This is a genomic window from Curtobacterium ammoniigenes NBRC 101786 (genome assembly GCF_001571045.1).
GTDB lineage: Bacteria > Actinomycetota > Actinomycetes > Actinomycetales > Microbacteriaceae > Curtobacterium > Curtobacterium ammoniigenes.
This window is the reverse complement of record NZ_BCSV01000007.1, coordinates 84,688-101,842: the sequence shown is the minus strand read 5'-3', so window position 1 is coordinate 101,842 and position 17,155 is coordinate 84,688. Positions and strand designations below refer to the sequence as shown.

Annotated in this window: 14 protein-coding genes; 1 reads left to right on the top strand and 13 read right to left on the bottom strand. The window is 69.3% G+C overall.

All coding sequences use genetic code 11. The annotated features are described in order from the left end of the window. Nucleotides 1-181: 181 nt before the first annotated feature. The 5 genes from CAM01S_RS13565 to CAM01S_RS13545 all read right to left on the bottom strand — a co-directional run bounded on the left by CAM01S_RS13565 (nucleotide 182) and on the right by CAM01S_RS13545 (nucleotide 8,211). Nucleotides 182-2,347, bottom strand: a complete 2,166-nt coding sequence (locus CAM01S_RS13565; protein ID WP_083528064.1) for an ATP-dependent Clp protease ATP-binding subunit — start codon at nucleotides 2,345-2,347, stop codon at nucleotides 182-184. A gap of 204 nt (nucleotides 2,348-2,551) precedes the next feature. After that, nucleotides 2,552-3,784, bottom strand: coding sequence for an AAA family ATPase (locus CAM01S_RS13560; protein WP_066522860.1), 1,233 nt, complete (start codon nucleotides 3,782-3,784; stop codon nucleotides 2,552-2,554). A gap of 23 nt (nucleotides 3,785-3,807) precedes the next feature. Beyond that, nucleotides 3,808-5,199, bottom strand: a complete 1,392-nt coding sequence (locus CAM01S_RS13555) for an MFS transporter (RefSeq protein ID WP_245631652.1) — start codon at nucleotides 5,197-5,199, stop codon at nucleotides 3,808-3,810. 100 nt (nucleotides 5,200-5,299) lie between these two features. Beyond that, nucleotides 5,300-5,551: a twin-arginine translocase TatA/TatE family subunit gene (gene tatA, locus CAM01S_RS13550; RefSeq protein ID WP_066522859.1), complete on the bottom strand. Its 252-nt coding sequence runs from the start codon at nucleotides 5,549-5,551 to the stop codon at nucleotides 5,300-5,302. 86 nt (nucleotides 5,552-5,637) lie between these two features. Beyond that, nucleotides 5,638-8,211 (bottom strand): glycosyl hydrolase 2 galactose-binding domain-containing protein, encoded by a 2,574-nt coding sequence (locus CAM01S_RS13545; protein WP_066522857.1) that lies wholly within the window; start codon nucleotides 8,209-8,211, stop codon nucleotides 5,638-5,640. A gap of 258 nt (nucleotides 8,212-8,469) precedes the next feature. On the opposite strand from CAM01S_RS13545, the gene CAM01S_RS13540 reads away from it, so the two are divergent. Then, nucleotides 8,470-8,892, top strand: a complete 423-nt coding sequence (locus CAM01S_RS13540) for a pilus assembly protein CpaE (protein WP_066522855.1) — start codon at nucleotides 8,470-8,472, stop codon at nucleotides 8,890-8,892. Between the two features lie 43 nt (nucleotides 8,893-8,935). On the opposite strand, the gene CAM01S_RS13535 is transcribed toward CAM01S_RS13540, so the two are convergent. The 8 genes from CAM01S_RS13535 to CAM01S_RS13500 form a co-directional block, all read right to left on the bottom strand. Next, nucleotides 8,936-10,084 carry a class I SAM-dependent methyltransferase gene (locus tag CAM01S_RS13535; protein ID WP_066522853.1) on the bottom strand — a complete coding sequence of 383 codons (1,149 nt, stop codon included), beginning with the start codon at nucleotides 10,082-10,084 and terminating at the stop codon, nucleotides 8,936-8,938. Between the two features lie 27 nt (nucleotides 10,085-10,111). After that, nucleotides 10,112-10,537 carry a heat shock protein transcriptional repressor HspR gene (locus tag CAM01S_RS13530; RefSeq protein WP_245631651.1) on the bottom strand — a complete coding sequence of 142 codons (426 nt, stop codon included), beginning with the start codon at nucleotides 10,535-10,537 and terminating at the stop codon, nucleotides 10,112-10,114. Nucleotides 10,538-10,559: 22 nt separating this feature from the next. Continuing rightward, entirely contained in the window at nucleotides 10,560-11,549 is a 990-nt protein-coding gene (locus CAM01S_RS13525; RefSeq protein ID WP_066522851.1) for a DnaJ C-terminal domain-containing protein, read from the bottom strand. A gap of 20 nt (nucleotides 11,550-11,569) precedes the next feature. Then, a complete protein-coding gene (locus CAM01S_RS13520) occupies nucleotides 11,570-12,202 on the bottom strand; it encodes a nucleotide exchange factor GrpE (protein ID WP_245631650.1) in 633 nt (210 codons plus the stop codon). 3 nt (nucleotides 12,203-12,205) lie between these two features. Next, nucleotides 12,206-14,080 carry a molecular chaperone DnaK gene (dnaK, locus tag CAM01S_RS13515; protein WP_066522849.1) on the bottom strand — a complete coding sequence of 625 codons (1,875 nt, stop codon included), beginning with the start codon at nucleotides 14,078-14,080 and terminating at the stop codon, nucleotides 12,206-12,208. 130 nt (nucleotides 14,081-14,210) lie between these two features. After that, on the bottom strand, nucleotides 14,211-15,470 hold the full coding sequence (locus CAM01S_RS13510; protein WP_066522848.1) for an ABC transporter permease: 1,260 nt from the start codon (nucleotides 15,468-15,470) through the stop codon (nucleotides 14,211-14,213). Continuing rightward, complete coding sequence (locus CAM01S_RS13505) at nucleotides 15,467-16,429, bottom strand: ABC transporter ATP-binding protein (protein ID WP_066522846.1); 963 nt, start codon at nucleotides 16,427-16,429, stop codon at nucleotides 15,467-15,469. Before CAM01S_RS13505 ends, CAM01S_RS13510 begins: the two co-directional genes overlap by 4 nt. Then, nucleotides 16,426-17,148 (bottom strand): GntR family transcriptional regulator, encoded by a 723-nt coding sequence (locus CAM01S_RS13500; protein WP_066522840.1) that lies wholly within the window; start codon nucleotides 17,146-17,148, stop codon nucleotides 16,426-16,428. The genes CAM01S_RS13505 and CAM01S_RS13500 overlap by 4 nt, the downstream gene beginning before the upstream one ends. Nucleotides 17,149-17,155: the final 7 nt, after the last annotated feature.

Below are 17,155 nucleotides of genomic sequence, written 5' to 3'. Positions count from 1 at the left end.
CCGCGAGGCGGCTCCCCGCGCCTCCGCCCCGGCGCGCCCCGCGCCTCCGACCGGCGCTCCCCGCGCCTCCACCCGGCGCTGCCCGCGCCTCCGCGCCCGCGCCTCCGCCCGGCGCGCCCCGCGCCTCCGCCCCGGCGCTGCCCGCGCCTCCGCTCCGGCGGTCCCGGCGCTCCCCGCGCCCCTACTCCACGGTCACGTCGAGATCGAACGGCTCCACGGTCAGCCCGCTCCCGTCCGCGCCGAGGTCGACGCGGACCGCATCGCCGTCGTGCACCGATCCGGACAGGATCGCGCGGGCGAGCTGGTCGTCGATCTGCCGCTGCATGAGCCGACGAAGCGGCCGAGCACCGTAGATCGGGTCGTAGCCGCGGTCGGCGAGCCAGGCGCGGGCCGACGGTGTCACGGCGAGTTCGAGCCTCCGATCCGACAGGCGGGCGGCGAGCCGGTCGACGTACAGGGACACGATCTGACCGAGGTCGTCGGCGGTGAGTGCCTGGAACACGACGATGTCGTCGAGGCGGTTGATGAACTCGGGGCGGAACGCCTGCTGCACCATCTCGCGCACGGCTTCCTCGCGTTGCACATCGTTCAGCGACCGGTCGGTCAGGAACTGCGACCCGAGGTTGGACGTGAGGATCAGGATCACGTTCCGGAAGTCGACCGTCCGCCCCTGCCCGTCGGTCAGCCGGCCGTCATCGAGGACCTGGAGCAGCACGTCGAAGACCTCGGGGTGCGCCTTCTCGACCTCGTCGAGGAGGATCACCGAGTACGGCCGACGCCGCACGGCTTCGGTCAGTTGCCCGCCCTGCTCGTAGCCGATGTATCCGGGGGGAGCACCGATGAGCCGAGCGACGGAGTGCTTCTCGCCGTATTCGCTCATGTCGATGCGGACGAGCGCCTTCTCGTCGTCGAACAAGAATTCGGCGAGCGCCTTCGCGAGCTCGGTCTTGCCGACACCCGTCGGCCCGAGGAACAGGAATGAACCGGTCGGGCGGTCGGGATCGGAGATACCGGCGCGCGTGCGGCGCACCGCTTCCGAGACGGCGGCGACAGCGGCACGCTGGCCGATAATCCGCTTGCCGAGCTCCGACTCGAGGTGGAGCAGCTTCTCGGTCTCACCCTGCAGGAGCCGCCCCATCGGAATGCCGGTCCAGGCGGCGATGACGGCTGCGATGTCTTCGTCCGTGACGCTGTCGTTGACCATCCGCTCGGACGCTTCGGCCTGCTCGGCCTGACGCAGTTCGGCCTCCACCGCGGGCTTCTCGCTGTATTCGATCCGCGAGACCGTCTCGTAGTCGGCCTCCCGCTGCGCGCGCTGCGACCGCATGTTCATGTCATCGAGCCGCTGCTTCAGCTCGCCGATGCGGTTCAGGGAGGCTCGCTCGGCCTGCCAGCGCAGCTCGAGGTCGTCGAGGCGCTGCTGCATCTTCCGAAGCTCACCCTGCAGGGTCTCGAGGCGCGCCTTGGACGCGTCGTCCTTCTCCTTCTTCAGCGCGAACTCTTCGACGCGCATGCGGTCCACGGCGCGCTTCAGCTCGTCGATCTCGATCGGGCTGGAGTCGATCTCCATGCGAAGGCGCGATGCCGCCTCGTCGATGAGGTCGATCGCCTTGTCCGGCAGTTGGCGTCCGGAGATGTAGCGGTTCGACAGGGAGGCTGCGGCCACCAACGCCGAGTCGGCGATCGTGACCTTGTGGTGCGCCTCGTATCGCTCTTTCAGACCCCGGAGGATCGCAATGGTGTCCTCCACGCTCGGCTCCCCGACGTAGACCTGCTGGAAGCGGCGTTCGAGGGCGGCGTCCTTCTCGATGTACTCGCGGTATTCATCGAGCGTGGTCGCGCCGATGAGGCGCAGTTCACCGCGGGCGAGCATCGGCTTCAGCATGTTCGCGGCAGCGACCGAGCCCTCGCCGCCGCCCGCGCCCATGAGCGTGTGCAGTTCGTCGATGAATGTGATGACCTGCCCGTCGGAGTCGTCGATCTCCTTGAGCACGGCCTTGAGTCGCTCTTCGAACTCGCCCCGGTACTTGGCGCCGGCGATGAGTGCCGCGAGATCGAGCGAGACCAGCCGCTTGTCCTTCAACGAGTCGGCGACGTCGCCGGCAACGATCCGCTGCGCAAGCCCTTCGACCACGGCGGTCTTGCCGACGCCGGGTTCGCCGATGAGCACCGGATTGTTCTTCGTCCGGCGCGTGAGCACCTGGGAGATGCGACGGATCTCGGCGTCGCGTCCGATGACGGGGTCGAGTTTGCCGCTCCGCGCGATCGCGGTCAGGTCGATTCCGTACTGTTCGAGCGCGCTCTTCTGGTCCTCCTGAGAGGACGGTGCGCCCTGCAGGTTCGCCATGGCGTTCCTTTCATGCTGAAGCCGGTCGTGCTCCACGGCTGACGTGGATTGAGTCTACTCGGCTCAACTTTTCCGCGCAGCAACGCATTCCCGATTCTTCTCGCCTGCGGCTCGGCCTGGCGCCAGGAGGGGCGTGGCGGCACCCACGAGCATGAATCTGCCGTGCGACTCGATGCGCCACGCCCGGTCGTGGGCCGGCCCCGCCTAGGAGACGTCGGGCCAGTCGGAGGTGAGGTACGCCTCCGCCGCGCGATGCCGGAACGTGTACGGCCGACCGCGCTCGATGATGCCGCGCGTCGAGTCGAGGCGCTGGGAGGTGGGCCCCGCCTCGGTCGCCTTGGCGAGCCCCATCGACGAGGCAATGTTGGTGAGGGTGCGCTGCTCGGGCGGGAGGCCCGCCATCGCCTCGAGGAACTGCCGCTCACGCTCGGGGAGCCGATCGAGGATCCGCTCGACGTGCGTTGCCGCCTCGGGACGTGCGGCGCGCCACCCTCGAAGCACCTGGGCACGCGTGATGACGCCATCCGCTGCCGCGTACCAGGCGCGTTCTCCGGCGAGCTGGAAGAGGAACGGCTCGCCACGGCAGAGGTCGATGATCGCGCGCACCGCGTCCGGCTCCATGTGCACGCGACCCATCCCACCCAGGTCGTCCGGGACCTCCCACCCGTCGATGACGAACGGCTGGAGCGCGGCGGCGACATCATCGTCGTCGAGTGCGGCGAGCGTCGTTGTCTGGAAACGCCGGGCGAAGGTGGCGCCCGTCCGGCTTGCGGTCATGTCCTTGAACTCGGGCAAGCCGGTGAGGTAGATCGCGAGCGGAAGGTGTCGGGTGATCCGGAGACCGCCGGGCGCATCGACCGGCTCTTCGTGCGCGATCGCATCGCCGAGGGCGATGAGCACCTGCGAGAGCGCGTCCTTGTTGGTGACGTTCTGCACCTCGTCGATATGGACGAGGACTACGTTGCCGCGGCGGATCGCCGCGCGGCCGAGCTCGATGAGGAGGTCTCGGAGGACAGTGAACGGGTCTGGACCCGGTGCCTGCCGGACCGTCAGCGCAATCCCGCTCGCCGCGACCGACTGGATGCGAGCGAGCAGCGCGCCGATCCGACGATCGCGCGATGTCGGCAGCCCCGCCTCGTCGGCGAGGGCGAGCAAGGCACTCGCGAGGAGCTTGAGCGGATCGGCGCCGAGCGGAATCCGCAGCTGCGGCGTGACCCAGTCCCCCGCGGCACTGGCGTCACGGGCGATCCTGCGCACCAGGGTCGACTTCCCGAGGCCTGCCTCGCCCAGGATGGCTCGACCACGCTCGGCGAGCCCCGCCAGGCGTCGCGGGCGCAGGACGTCATGCCAATCGCTGAGCTGCGGAGTGCGACCCGCCCAGACCGCGGGAATGCTGTCCGAGCCGGGGAGGAAGGGGCTGTTCAGCGGGGTGCGCACGGCGATAAGTTTATCAACCACAATCAGCGGCGACCCGGGGTGCGGATACCGATCGCGCTGACCAGCCCGCCCGCGAGCAGGAGCACGCACATCGTCACCGCGGCCCGGTGGAACCCGCCCACGGACATGCCGCCACCGAGCACGACCCCGGCGAGCGCCACGAGCGCGAGACCGGCGATGCGCGCGACCGCATTGTTCACGCCGGACGCAACCCCGGCCTCCGGCCCGTCGATCGAGCCGAGCACCGTGCTCGTCAGCGGCGTCACCATGAGGGCGATCCCGACGCCCAGCCCGATCAACGCGGGCAGGAGGCTCGTCCAATACGCCGGGGACGCCGTCGTCCGCAACGCCACGAGCATGCTGATTCCCGCGATCACCGGTCCGATCGCCATGAACCAGCGGGCGCCGACACGACCCGCCCCCGCACCGACAGCCGGCGAGAGCGCGAGCAGCAGCAACGTCGGCGGCAGGGTTGCGAAGCCCGCCAGCCAGGCCGGGAAGTGCCAGATCTCCTGCACGAACAGGGTGACGACGAAGCCCATCATCCCGAGTGCCCCGTAGATCGAGAGCGTGGCGAGGTTCCCGACCGCGAAGTTCCGAATCCGGAACAGCCGCATGGGCACCAGCGGGGCCGCGACGCGACGTTCCCACGGGACGAACGCGACGAGCGCCGCCGCGCCGACGATGAGCGACACGACGACGAGCGGCGATGCCCAGCCGAGGCGCTCCTGCTCGATGAGACCGAGAACGACCCCGCCGACGCCGACAACCGCGAGCAGCGCTCCCACCACGTCGATGCGCGCACCGGTCGGGGGCCGAATCTCCGAACGGATACCGCGAACGAGCACGATCGTGAGGACGATGGGGACGGTCGTCAGCACGAAGATCCATCGCCATCCGAGCCCGTCGACGATCACGCCGCCGAGCACCGGCCCCGCGACGATCGCCGCGCTCGACCACGCCGTCCACGTGCCGATGGCCGTGGTCTGCGCCGCCCCGCGAAAGGCGGCGACGATCAACGCGAGCGCGCTCGGCGTGATGAGCGCACCGCCGACTCCCTGCAGGGTCCGCGCCACGACGAGGAACACCCCGGACGGTGCAATGGCGCACCCGATCGACGCGACCCCGAAGATGACAAGGCCCCACGTGACGACGCGCACCCGCCCGACGTTGTCCGACAACGAACCGGCGACGAGAATCAGCGACCCCAGCGTCACGAGGTATGCGTCGACCGTCCACTGCTGCACGGTCAGCCCGCCGCCGAGCTCGCGACCGATGGCCGGGAGCGCCACGGTCACGACGCTCGAGTCGAGACTGACAACGAACGACGACAGGATGGCGACGAGGAGCACGATGCGCCGCTCGGATGCGAGCGGCGCAGTTTCACCCGTCGGGTCACGAGCGGGGATGCTCACATTCTCACCTCATCGCGCCGAGCCGCGAACTGCTTTCCGGCGCGACGAAGCCGCCGCACCAGAGGCACGGCGGCTTCGTCCCGACAACCCGGGGCTGGGATTACGGCTTGGTCTCGACGTTCGGCTGCACCGTCGCGGCCGGGTTCACAACCGGCTCTGCGGCGGCGTTCTGCGCGACTGCGGTGTCGGCAGGGGTCGCAGCGGGCTTGTCGTCGTGCTGCATCTCGCGCTTGAAGATGCTGATGGACTGCCCAAGGCCCCGGGCCAGAGCGGGGAGGCGCGTCGCGCCGAAGAGCAGGACCACGATGCCGAGGATGATCAGCAGGTGGAGGCCGGTGAGATTTCCGAGCATCAGAACTCCTTAGTTCGATGGTCCATCGTAGCTCCCGCAGGACCATCTGCACAGTGGCGAGCGCTCCGAACCTGCTGAGCACACCGTCACGATGCGCCGAGCACCCGGTCGAGGCTGAGGAGCGCGGGCGCGCGGAGCAGCGCCTCGGCATGCTCGGCTCCGACCCCGTCGACGCGGAAGTCCACGACCTCGTCGGGCAGCAGCGTCATGAACCCACGATTCACGCGACCGCTCGCCGTGACGCGGTCCGGTTGCACGAGAAGGTCTCGCACAAGCGTGCTCGCCTCCACGACGAGCGCTGCACCCTCGCTGTCCGGTCGCAGCGTCGCCCGGTACGACGCGGGGTGCCACCGCATGCGATGGTCGGCGGATGGTGTCCACGTCGCGCGCCGCCAGTCCATGTCCGCGATGATCAACTCGGCCCGAGCGTCGTCGATCGCAGCAACCCCGCTCGGGACCGGCAGGACGACGACGCCCGCGCGATCGAGGACGACGGGCAGCACGGACTCGGCGATCACGCGACCAGCCATGTCCACCCGTCGAACGCGCACCACGGTGTCGAGCGGTCGCCGAGCCGAGCGAACGGCGATTTCCAGACCGGCTCCGGATGCCGTGGCGCGGATGCTCACGAGCAGGTCGTCGTACAGCCGCCGGAGCTCGTGCAGCACCGGCTTCGGACGGCCTCCGACGTCGATCGCGCCCCACTCGAGATCGCCCTCGCGGTCGGCCAGATGCCAGAACACGGCGCCAGCGCTGTGCGGCCAGGACATGCGCCAATGCTCGACGGCCGTCGCCACAGCGCGCGTCTGCTGGAGCTGCGCCAGATACCGTCGATGCTCGTCCGTGTCGGGCAACTCGTCGACCGATGTTGCAAATCGCGGCACAAGCGCGGCCGTGATCTCGGCTGACAGCGGTGGTGGCGCGGTCGCGGCCGATGCCGTCGTGGTGCGCTCGATCGCCGTCCGCCACGTCGCCGGCCCGGGCCACCCGAACTCGCTCACGAAGCGTGGTGCCTCCGCCTGCCACAGTGCGTCGTCCCGGCCGTCCCACCCGGCCCACGCGTGGACGGTGCCGCGGCTCGGATCGCCGGCAGTGATCGATTCCGACCCGGACCAGGGTGTCGAGGGCACGAACGGTCGCGACGGGTCGAGCTCGCCGACGATCGTCGGCAGCAGATCGAGGAAATATCCCTCTCCCCAGGGACGATCCGTCAGTTCGGCGCTCCAGCCGTCGCGTTCGTGCAGCCACAGCGACGCGCTCCCGCCACTCCACAGGACCAGCGACGGATGGCGGGCAAGTCTCGAGATGTTGTCCCGCGCCTCCGCAATGACCTCACTCCGGATCGGCTCACCTTCCGGATACGCGGCGCCGACGAACGCGAAATCCTGCCACACCAGCAGCCCGAGCGCGTCGCACGCCTCGTAGAACGCGGCCGACTCGTACACGCCGCCGCCCCAGACCCGCACGAGGTTCGCGTTCGCAGCGACTGCCGCCTCGAGCAGCCGGAGCGCCGCGTCATCCTGCTGCTGGGATGCGACGGGAGCGACCCAGTTGACGCCTCGCACCTCGACCGGAGCCGCGTTGACCGACATCATGAAGGGGCTGCCCGCGGCGTCAGGAGCGGTGTTCAGCCGAACCGAGCGGAACCCGCTCCGGAACGTCCGCCGGTCGAGCGGCTCGCCGTCGACGGTTTGGAGCGCAACCTCGACGTCGTAGAGCGACGGCTCGCCCGAGCCGTGCGGCCACCACAGGGCTGCCTCCGGAATCCGAACGGTGACGACGGCCGTGTCCTCCTTGGCGGTGAGGATCACGCGGGACCGCTGTTTCGTGCCGTGGCCGGAGACGGTCACGATGATCACGAGGTCGTCGATCTCGCCGTCGTGATCGAGGTCGCCGGTGCGCTCTCCGGTCGGCAACGGACCGCTGCGCTCAATGCTCACGTGGGCGTCGAGCACGCCCTCCCCCGCGTCGACGTCGACGAGCGGGCGAATGTCGTCGATCCGAGCCGTTGACCACCGCTCGATCGCGATCGGACGCCATGGGCCCGCGGACACCTGGCCGCGGCCCCAGGGGCCGTCGAACGCCGATGCCATCGTGCGAAGGTACGGGAACGGCTCGTCTGCGGAACCGGGCATCGTCCCGAATCGAGCGGCGAGCCTCCCGGCTTCGCGATAGGGCGACTCGAACAGGATGCTGAGCTCGCGCGCCGTCGCCGCGGCGGCGCCGCCCGCGCCACGCAGGTCGAACCGGTACCGCCGATGCATGTTGCGCGTCGCGCCGAACGGCACGCCATCGAGGGACAATTGCGCGATCGTGTCCAGCCCGTCGGCGACGAGATCGACCCGCTCCGCGCCGTGGGGTTCGGTGTCGACGGTGCACCGGTAGATCCAGTCCGCCTGACCGACCCACCGAGCAGGCTCACCCGGGCTCGGCCGGCCGGCTGCGGACGCTCCGGGCGCTGTTCGGACGACGCGATGCTCCCCACCCGCGGAAGGCGGCAGTATCCCGGCGCGTGCGAGGTCAGTGTGCACCTGCCCCGGGACAGACGCCGGGAACGGTTTCGTCGCGGCACTCGGTGCCCCATGCGCCGCCGCCGACCCGGACTCCGTGCTCATCGCGGCAGTCCAGCCGGCGGTGAGTTCCGCGCGTTCCAGGGTCATGCGGTGTCCTTCTCTGCACCCACCTGAGCGTGGTCGGCGCGGTCGGGCACGTCCGACGTTCCCGCAGCACGAACGGCGCGGAGCGGCCGGACGATCGGCCATGGCTTGGAGCCGCCCGGGTCCACGGAGAACCCGGTGCGTGGCGATGGTAGTACGTCCGCCAGTGGAGAACCCAGTTCGGCGGGTCACCGCAGGCAACGCAGGCCACGACGAGCGGGTTCGGAGGACACCTCCGGTCGAGCCGGGCATAGTGAACGAGTGATCTCCGTCGAGCTTGCACGAACCCTCCGTACCGCGGGACTGCGCTGGCATCCGAACACCGGGGACCGGTTCATCATCGACAAGCCGGGCGTCGACGACGACGTGTACACCGTGTCCGAGATGACCGTCGAGCGGCACGACTACCCGACCGGCACGATCCTCGGATTCAACGGGACAACGGAGTGGGCGCTCGACTCGGTCGCGGCCGACGACACCCTCTGGCTCCCCCGGGAGGACCAGCTCCGTGAGCTGCTCGGACCGACGTTCCGCAGCCTCCGGCGGATCGTCGATGACGCGACCGTGATCGCAGAGGTGACCGCGGTTGTCGACGGTGCCGAGCGAACCTTCGCTGCCGCTGAGGCTGCGGACGCCTACGGCCTCGCCCTCGCCGCGTACATCACCGCGTCGCTCGCGATCTGATCCCCACCCGCGACGACGCGCGGCAGGAGCGCGGCAGGAGGGATCAGTCCCGCCGCGAGGCCGTCACCACGAATTTCGGCGTCCGCGTGATCTGTCGAGTCGGTCCGACGACGCGCTCGAGCGCGGAGCGATAGCGCAGGTGGGCGTTCCAGACGGTCCACAACTCGCCGCCGGGTCGGAGGATCGTGGCCGCGTTCCGAAACATCGCTTCCGCGGTCGCCGTGCTGACCGCGGTGTCCGCGTGGAACGGCGGATTGCACACGACGAGATCCGCCGACTCGTCGGCGAGGGCATCGCCCGCGTCAGACCTGACGGTCACCACGCGATCCCCGACGCCCGCGAGGTCGGCGGTGAGCCGAGCCGACGCCACGGCCGCGGCCGACACATCCGTGGCGACCACACGGAGGCGCGGGCGGCGTCGAGCGAGCGCGGCGGCGATCACACCACTGCCGCAGCCCAGATCGATCGCGTCGCGCGCCTCCTGCTCGGCCCCGTCCACGACGCCGAGCAGGACTCGTGTCCCCTGGTCGAGCGACGTCCCCGCGAACACGCCGCCGTGCGCCGCCACGGTGAAGCCGAGTTCGTCCGAGAACACGCGACGCGGCCACGGGTCGGTGATGGAGGCCCTGGTCGCCGCCGCGCGCAGCGGATCTGCCGCGATGAGCAACCGCGATTTCCCGCGGCCCCGCGAAGCGCGAACCTCGCCGAACGACCGGCGCAGCACGTCGTTCTGCGCGGGCGTCATGAACTTCGTGCGGCCTCCGGCGAGCAGCACGACGTCGGGCGCCGCCCAGCGTGCGACGGCCCGCGCGATCTCGTCGAGGCGGTCGAGCGACTTGCCGAGCCGCACCAGCACGAGCCGGGTATCGCGGAACGCGGCCTCGAGCGACTCAGGGTGGTGGAATCCTCCGCGGCGGAACAGGCCCGCGTTGGCCTCGAGCGCACGCTCCCCCACCAGGGAGTCCTGCACGACGCGCACGTCGGCGGCGCCGTGCAGCGTGATCACACCGAGGGTGAGGACACCGTAGCGATCGTCGACGATCGCCACGGTTCCGGGGTGCCGCAGCGCGTCCCCGTGGACGTGCGGCGCCTCGTCGAGCAGGAACCGATCCGTGCCGTCGATCGCGATGAGGTCCGCGCCACCCGGTGCCGCCTCGCCACGAAAGTGAGTGACGAAATCGAACGCGGACACCGTCGCAGCGTATCGGTCGAGCCGCGATCAGCGTTCAGGGCGCCACAGCACGACCTGCGTGTTCCGTTGCGGGCGGGCTCCCGCCCGCAACGGAATCGCGGTGCCGGAAACCGACGCCGCGAACACTCGCGCGCCCGGACGGCTGATCAGCTGATCGGCGAGCGCGCTCTCGAGCTCTCGAACGCGCCTCCGGAGCGCGGCCGCCTCATTCTCGAGATCGAGAATGCGACGGATGCCCTCGAGGGAGACGCCTTCGCCGCTCAGCCGCTGGATCTCGCGGAGCTGGGCGACGTCGCGCATCGAGTAGCGGCGCGACCCGCCGCGCGTCCGTTGCGGCACGACGAGGCCGAGCCGGTCGTACTGCCGGAGCGTCTGCGGATGCATCTCTGCGAGCTCCGCCGCCATCGCGATCGCGAAGATCGGCGAGTTCTCATCCATCCCATCCGTCGTCATGTCGCCTGCTCCGGTTGCCGCATCAGTCCGCGGCGTGCGCCATGAGGTCGGCACGCGGATCCTCGTTGGGCAGCGCCTCGGCGAGTGCTTCGACGGCCTTCCGTGCTTTCTCAGACATGTGGGACGGAACCGCGACCTGCACGGTCGCCAGCAGGTCGCCGGTGCCGTTCTTCGTGGTGACGCCTCGCCCCTTCACGCGGAGCACGCGCCCGGACGGTGTCCCCGGCGCGACCTTCAGCCGCACCGGCTGGCCGCCGAGCGTCGGCACCTCGATCGTCGCCCCGAGCGCCGCCTCGGCGAACGTCACGGGCACGTCGACGCGCAGGTTCAGGTTGTCCCGTTCGAACACAGGGTGCTTCCGCACGTGGACGGTCACGACGAGATCGCCGGACTCGCCACCGTCCGGGCTCGGTTCGCCGCGCCCGCGGAGCCGGATCTTCTGACCGTCGGCGACGCCTGCGGGAATGCGAACGTTCACCGCACGGCCGTTGCCCTGCGTGAGCTTGACGGTGTCCCCGGCGATGGCGGTACGGAACTCCAGGGTCGTCGAGGCCAGGACGTCGTTGCCCTTCGTCGGGCCGCCGAACCCCCGATAGCCGCCGGTCGACTGCCCGAAGCCGCCTCCGCCGAACATGCCGCCGAGAATGTCCTCGAAGCCGCCTGCGCCGCCCTGGCCGAACCGGACACGCTGGCGTCCGCCGCTGCTCTGGTTGAACATGCCGAAAACGTCCTCGAACCCGCCCTGGCCCGGGCCGCCCGCCGTGAAGCGAGCGCCCGAGCCCATGGCGCGGATCTGGTCGTATTCGGCGCGCTGCTCTTTGTCGGAGAGCACCGAGTACGCCTCGGAGATCTCCTTGAAGCGCGACTCCGCCGCCGTGTTTCCGGGGTTCGAGTCGGGGTGGTATTGCCGAGCGAGCTTGCGATAGGTCTTCTTGATGTCGGCGTCGGACGCGTCTTTCGACACGCCGAGCACCGCGTAGAAGTCCTTATCGAACCAGTCTTGACTTGCCACCGGTACCTCTTTTCTGCCGGTCAGGCGGGAACGGCGACAGCGACCTTCGCAGCGCGGAGCACGCGCTCCCCGAGCTTGTACCCGGGTTCGATGACGTCCGCGATGGTCTGGGAGGTCGCGTCCGGTGACGGGAGCTGGACAAGCGCCTCATGGATGGTCGGGTCGAAGGGCTCGCCCTTCACACCGATCTGCGTCACGCCGAACCGGTCGAATCCGCCGCGGATCTTCTGCGCGATGACGCTCATCGGCCCCTCGGCGAGATCGCCGTGCGCTTCAGCCCGCGTCAGGTCGTCGAGGGCAGGGAGGAGCGCCCGGATGACCTCGGCGATGACGATGTCGCGGTTCGCCTCCCGGTCGCGCTCGACACGCTTGCGGAAGTTGACCAGCTCGGCCTGCGCCCGGAGCATATCGGCGCGCATCTCGGCGACGAGGTCGCGGTCAGCGGCGGACAGCGAGTCCTCCGCCATCGCGCGAGCCGCGTCGTCGAGCAGCGCCTGGTCCTCCGGGCTCAGGTCCTCGGTGCCGACCTCGACGTCCGGTCCTTCCGCCTCGATCAGATCCTCGGCGTCCTCGACGTCGGCGGTGTCGCCGTCCTCTGAGGAGCGCTCCGGCTCGTCGGGCAGTTCGTGCTCGTTCTTGTTCTGGTCGGCCATCGCTTACTTCTTGTCGTCCTCGTCGTCCACGACCTCGGCGTCGACGATGTCCTCGTCGTCGCCGCTTTCGGCGCCCGCGTCACCCGCTCCGGCTCCGCCGGCCGCACCGGCGGCTCCATCCGCGGCTGCGGCCTGCGAGTAGATCGCCTGTCCGAGCTTGGTCTGCGATTCGTTGAGCTTGTCGAAGGCGCGCTTGATCGCGTCGTCGTCCTCGCCGCCGAGCGCCGACTTCAGCGCGTCGACGTCGCCCTGCACCTCGGACTTCACGTCGGCGGGGAGCTTGTCGTCGTTCTCCTTGATGAGCTTCTCGATCGAGTAGACGAGCTGCTCGGCGGAGTTCCGGCGCTCGTTCGCCTCTCGGCGCGCCTTGTCCTCGGCTGCGTGCTCCTCGGCCTCCCGCACCATGCGCTCGATGTCTTCCTTGGGCAGCGACGAGCCGCCCGAGATGACCATCGACTGCTCCTTACCGGTGCCCTTGTCCTTCGCGGAGACGTGCACGATGCCGTTCGCGTCGATGTCGAAGGTGACCTCGATCTGCGGCACACCACGGGGCGCCGGCGCGATGCCGGTGAGCTCGAAGGTGCCGAGCGGCTTGTTGTCGCGCGTGAACTCACGCTCACCCTGGAACACCTGGATCGCGACGGACGGCTGGTTGTCGTCCGCGGTCGTGAAGGTCTCGCTCCGCTTCGTCGGGATGGCCGTGTTGCGGTCGATGAGCTTGGTCATCAGGCCGCCCTTGGTCTCGATGCCGAGGGAGAGCGGCGTGACGTCGATGAGGAGGACGTCCTTGCGCTCGCCCTTCAGCACGCCGGCCTGGAGCGCGGCGCCGACAGCGACGACCTCGTCCGGGTTGACGCCCTTGTTCGGCTCCTTGCCGCCGGTCAGCGACTTGACGAGCTCGCTCACAGCGGGCATACGGGTCGAGCCGCCGACGAGGACGACGTGCGCGATGTCGCCCACCTTGATGCCGGCTTCCGCGATGACGTCGTGGAACGGCTTCTTGGTGCGGTCAAGCAGGTCGGAGGTCATCTGCTCGAACTGCGCGCGGGAGATGGTCTCGTCGAGGTTCAGCGGACCGTTCGCGGTGAGGGTCAGGTACGGAAGCTGAATGCTCGCGCTCGTCTGAGAGCTGAGCTCCTTCTTCGCCTGCTCGGCCGCTTCCTTCAGGCGCTGGCGCGCGATCTTGTCGGTCGACAGGTCGACGCCATGCTCGTCCTTGAACTTCTTGATCAGGTAGTCGACGATCCGAGCGTCCCAGTCGTCGCCACCGAGGCGGTTGTCACCGGCGGTCGCGCGGACCTGGATCGTGGAGAAGTCCTCGTCCTTGCCGACCTCGAGCAGGGACACGTCGAACGTGCCGCCACCGAGGTCGAAGACCAGGATGAGCTCGTCTTCCTTGCCCTTGTCGAGGCCGTACGCGAGCGCGGCTGCGGTCGGCTCGTTGATGATGCGGAGGACGTTGAGGCCTGCGATCTCGCCGGCCTCCTTCGTGGCCTGACGCTCGGCGTCGTTGAAGTACGCCGGGACGGTGATGACCGCGTCGGTGACGTCTTCGCCGAGGTACTGCTCGGCGTCGCGCTTCAGCTTGCCGAGGATGCGGGCCGAGATCTCTTGCGGGGTGTACTTCTTGCCGTCGATGTCGGCTTTCCAGTCGGTGCCGATGTGGCGCTTGACCGACGCGATGGTGCGGTCGACGTTCGTGACCGCCTGACGCTTCGCGGTCTCACCGACGAGGACCTCGCCATCCTTCGTGAAGGCGACGATGGACGGTGTGGTGCGGAATCCTTCCGCATTGGCGATGACGGTGGGCTCGCCGCCCTCGAGAACCGAGACGACCGAGTTGGTGGTGCCGAGGTCGATGCCGACTGCACGTCCCATGTGTGGTGCTCCTTTTGCTGGTGCTTGACTGATATCGAAAGTCGTCGCGAACTTGCGTCCGCTGGACTCAAGATTACTCCGGTCTGGAGGCGCGTCAACTCATCCAAGCAAAAACTTGCGTCGTACAGACTCAGCTTTCGGCAGATCCCGAGGTTCGCCCTCCACGGAACCAGGAGCGGACCTGTCGGATCGACACCCGCGAGCCGTACTGGGCGATCGAGTGTCGGAACAGGAAGACCGCGAACTGCAGGACGAGGAACGCGGCAACGAAGAGCTCGACGATGCAGACGATCGATTCGAGCGGCGAGAGCGCCCCGACCGCGTTGCGCAGCAGGGCAGTCACCGGCGTGAAGGTCGGCACATAGGTGAACACGGCGGTGATCGGCGAACCCGGGTTCGCAACGACGTAGAACGCCGCGTACAGCGGGATGAGCACGGAGAACAGCGCAACCGATTGCAGTGCGCTCGCGTCCTTGATCGTCGGCACCGCTGCACCGACCGTGACGAACAGCGCGCTCGCGAGGAGCACGCCGCCGATGAGCAGCAGCGCTCCGACGGTCATCCGCCACGGGTCGATGACGATCGGTCCGACGGTTCGCGCGAGCACCGGGACGAGGACCGCCATGGTGCCAAGCGCGGGCACCAGGAACACCGCGAGCTGCACCAGGCCGACGAGCAACATCGCGATGACCTTGCCGCGGATGAGCGCGGTGGCGTCGAGCGTCGTGAGGATCATCTCGGAGATGCGGTTCTCCTTCTCCTCCACCACGACGGCGACCATGCGGGCGGCGAGCAGCAGAACCAGCGCGAAGAACGCCGCCGCGAACAGCAGCGGCGGCACGGCCGACGCGAGGCCCTGCGCGACCTGCCCGTGCGCGTATGCGGTCACCCGTGTCGACGGCGTCGCCTCGAGGAGGCGCACCGCGGCCTTGTCATGCAGCCGCGCGGCAGCGCTGTCGTGCAGCACGGTCGTGGCGACGCTGCTGTAGCGGTTGTTCGCGAACAGGCCCGCATCCTGCGCCACGATCCGAACCGACTGCGTCACCGGATCGTCGGGGAACTCGACGAACGCGGCGAGGTGACCGTCTCGGACCGCTCGAACCGCCGCCGCGGCGTTCGTCGTCGACGTGCCGCCCCACTTCGCCGCAACGCCGGGCACCACGAGCCCCGAGTGGTCGATGTACTCGAAGGGCAGCTTGACCGCCGAGCCACTCGAGGCGGCAGCGTTGCCCGCCGCAGCGTTGCCCACGCCGACGAGGACCCCGACGATCACGACGAGCAGCGGCAGCGCGAGCGTGCCGATCCAGAACGACGGCTTCTTGATCGCCCGGAGGAACTCGAATCGGATGACCGTCGTGAGCGCGCGTCCCGCTCCGTGCCCCTTGCTCACCGCGCCTCCCCCGAGACGGCGACCGACGAGGCGGGGGCGAGCCCTGCCTCCGCATTCGGATCCTGCCCGTAGACCTGCACGAAGATCTCGTCCAGCGGCACACGCCGCATCTCGAAGCCGCTGACGGCCACGCCCGACTGAATCAGGGCGTGCACGATGTCTGCGCCGTCCGGAGCCGCCGCGGACGTCGGAACGAGATAGGCCACGTTGCCCTCCTGCCGCGCGAGGCGATACAGCGGGCTCGCGGGAATCGTGCCGTGACAGAGCACCTTCGCGACAGCACCGCCGAAGGCATCTTGCACGTCCGGGATCGATCCGTATGCCGCGGCGACTCCATCGCGCAGCAGGAGAATCCGGTCGCACAGCCGCTCGACCTCATCCATTTGATGCGTCACGAGGATCACGGTCGCACCGTCCGCCTTGCGCTCGTCGACGAGATCGAGCAGCAGCCGACGGTTCACCGGGTCGAGGCCCTTGGTCGGCTCGTCCAGAATGAGCAGCCGCGGGTCGTCCATCATCGTGAGCCCCAGCTGCACCTTCTGCTGCTGGCCGCCCGAGAGACGATCCACGCGAAGTCGCGCCTTGTCCGCAAGATCGACACGCTCCAGGTAGCTCATGGTCCACGCAACCGCAGCGCGGCTCGACATGCCCTTGAGTCGTGCGAAGTACGTCATCACGTCGAGCACGGACTCCTTGCGATACAGCCCGCGCTCCTCCGGAAGGTAGCCGACCTGGCCGCCCGCGCTCGCCCGGTACCGGCCGCCGTCGATGAGGAGGCGCCCCTCGGACGGCTCGACGATGCCGAGGAGCGCGCGAATCGTCGTGGTCTTACCCGAGCCGTTGCTGCCGAGCAGCCCGAACGTCTCGCCGGGAGCGATCTCGAACGACAGCCCGTCGATGATGGTCCGCTCGCCGAATCGCATCACGAACCCGTCGACGGTGACGCTGCTGCCGCTCATCGCGCCTCCACTCGCCCCCGAGGCCGACCCGTGCCGACGATCGCCATTCCGGCGCCGTGCAGTCGTCGGCGTTCCGCATCGATGAACGCCAGCAGCCGATCGTTTGTCCCCACGATGTGGGCAAGCAGCAACGAAGCCGCGCGGTCCGCGTCTCGCGCCGCGACCGCGTCGACGATCGCGCTGTGCTCCCGCCAGGCGATGTCGCGCGCCGCCCGCGTGCGGACCTCGATCCACCTGGTGCGCTCCAGGCGGGTCAGCGCGTCCGCGACCGCTTCGGTCATGAAGCGGTTGCCGCCGAGCGCCGCCAGGTCGAGATGAAACGTGCTTCCCATGTGGATGCTCGACTGCTCGTCGGGCAGCGGCCGCAACGCGACGAGGTGCGCGCGCACCGTCGCGATCGACTCTTCCGCGGCCCGCTCCACGGCGAGACGGGCGCTCGCCGGCTCGAGGACTCCCCGGAGCTCGGCAAGTGCCTGAATCTCGTCGAGGTCGATCGGCGTCACCGTCCAGGAGCGCCCTCGGTGGGCGATAAGGCCCTCCAGTTCGAGGCGCGACAGCGCGGCGCGCACCGGCGTCCGCGAGGCGTGGAACCGGGATTCGAGGCCGCGCTCGGAGATCCGTTCGCCCGGCGCGAGGTCGAGCGCGAGGATGGCCGCACGCAGGTTGTCGTAGAGCTGCGCCGTCTGCGAAACGGGTTCGGCGTCATCGGGAGCGGTCACGGTCGCA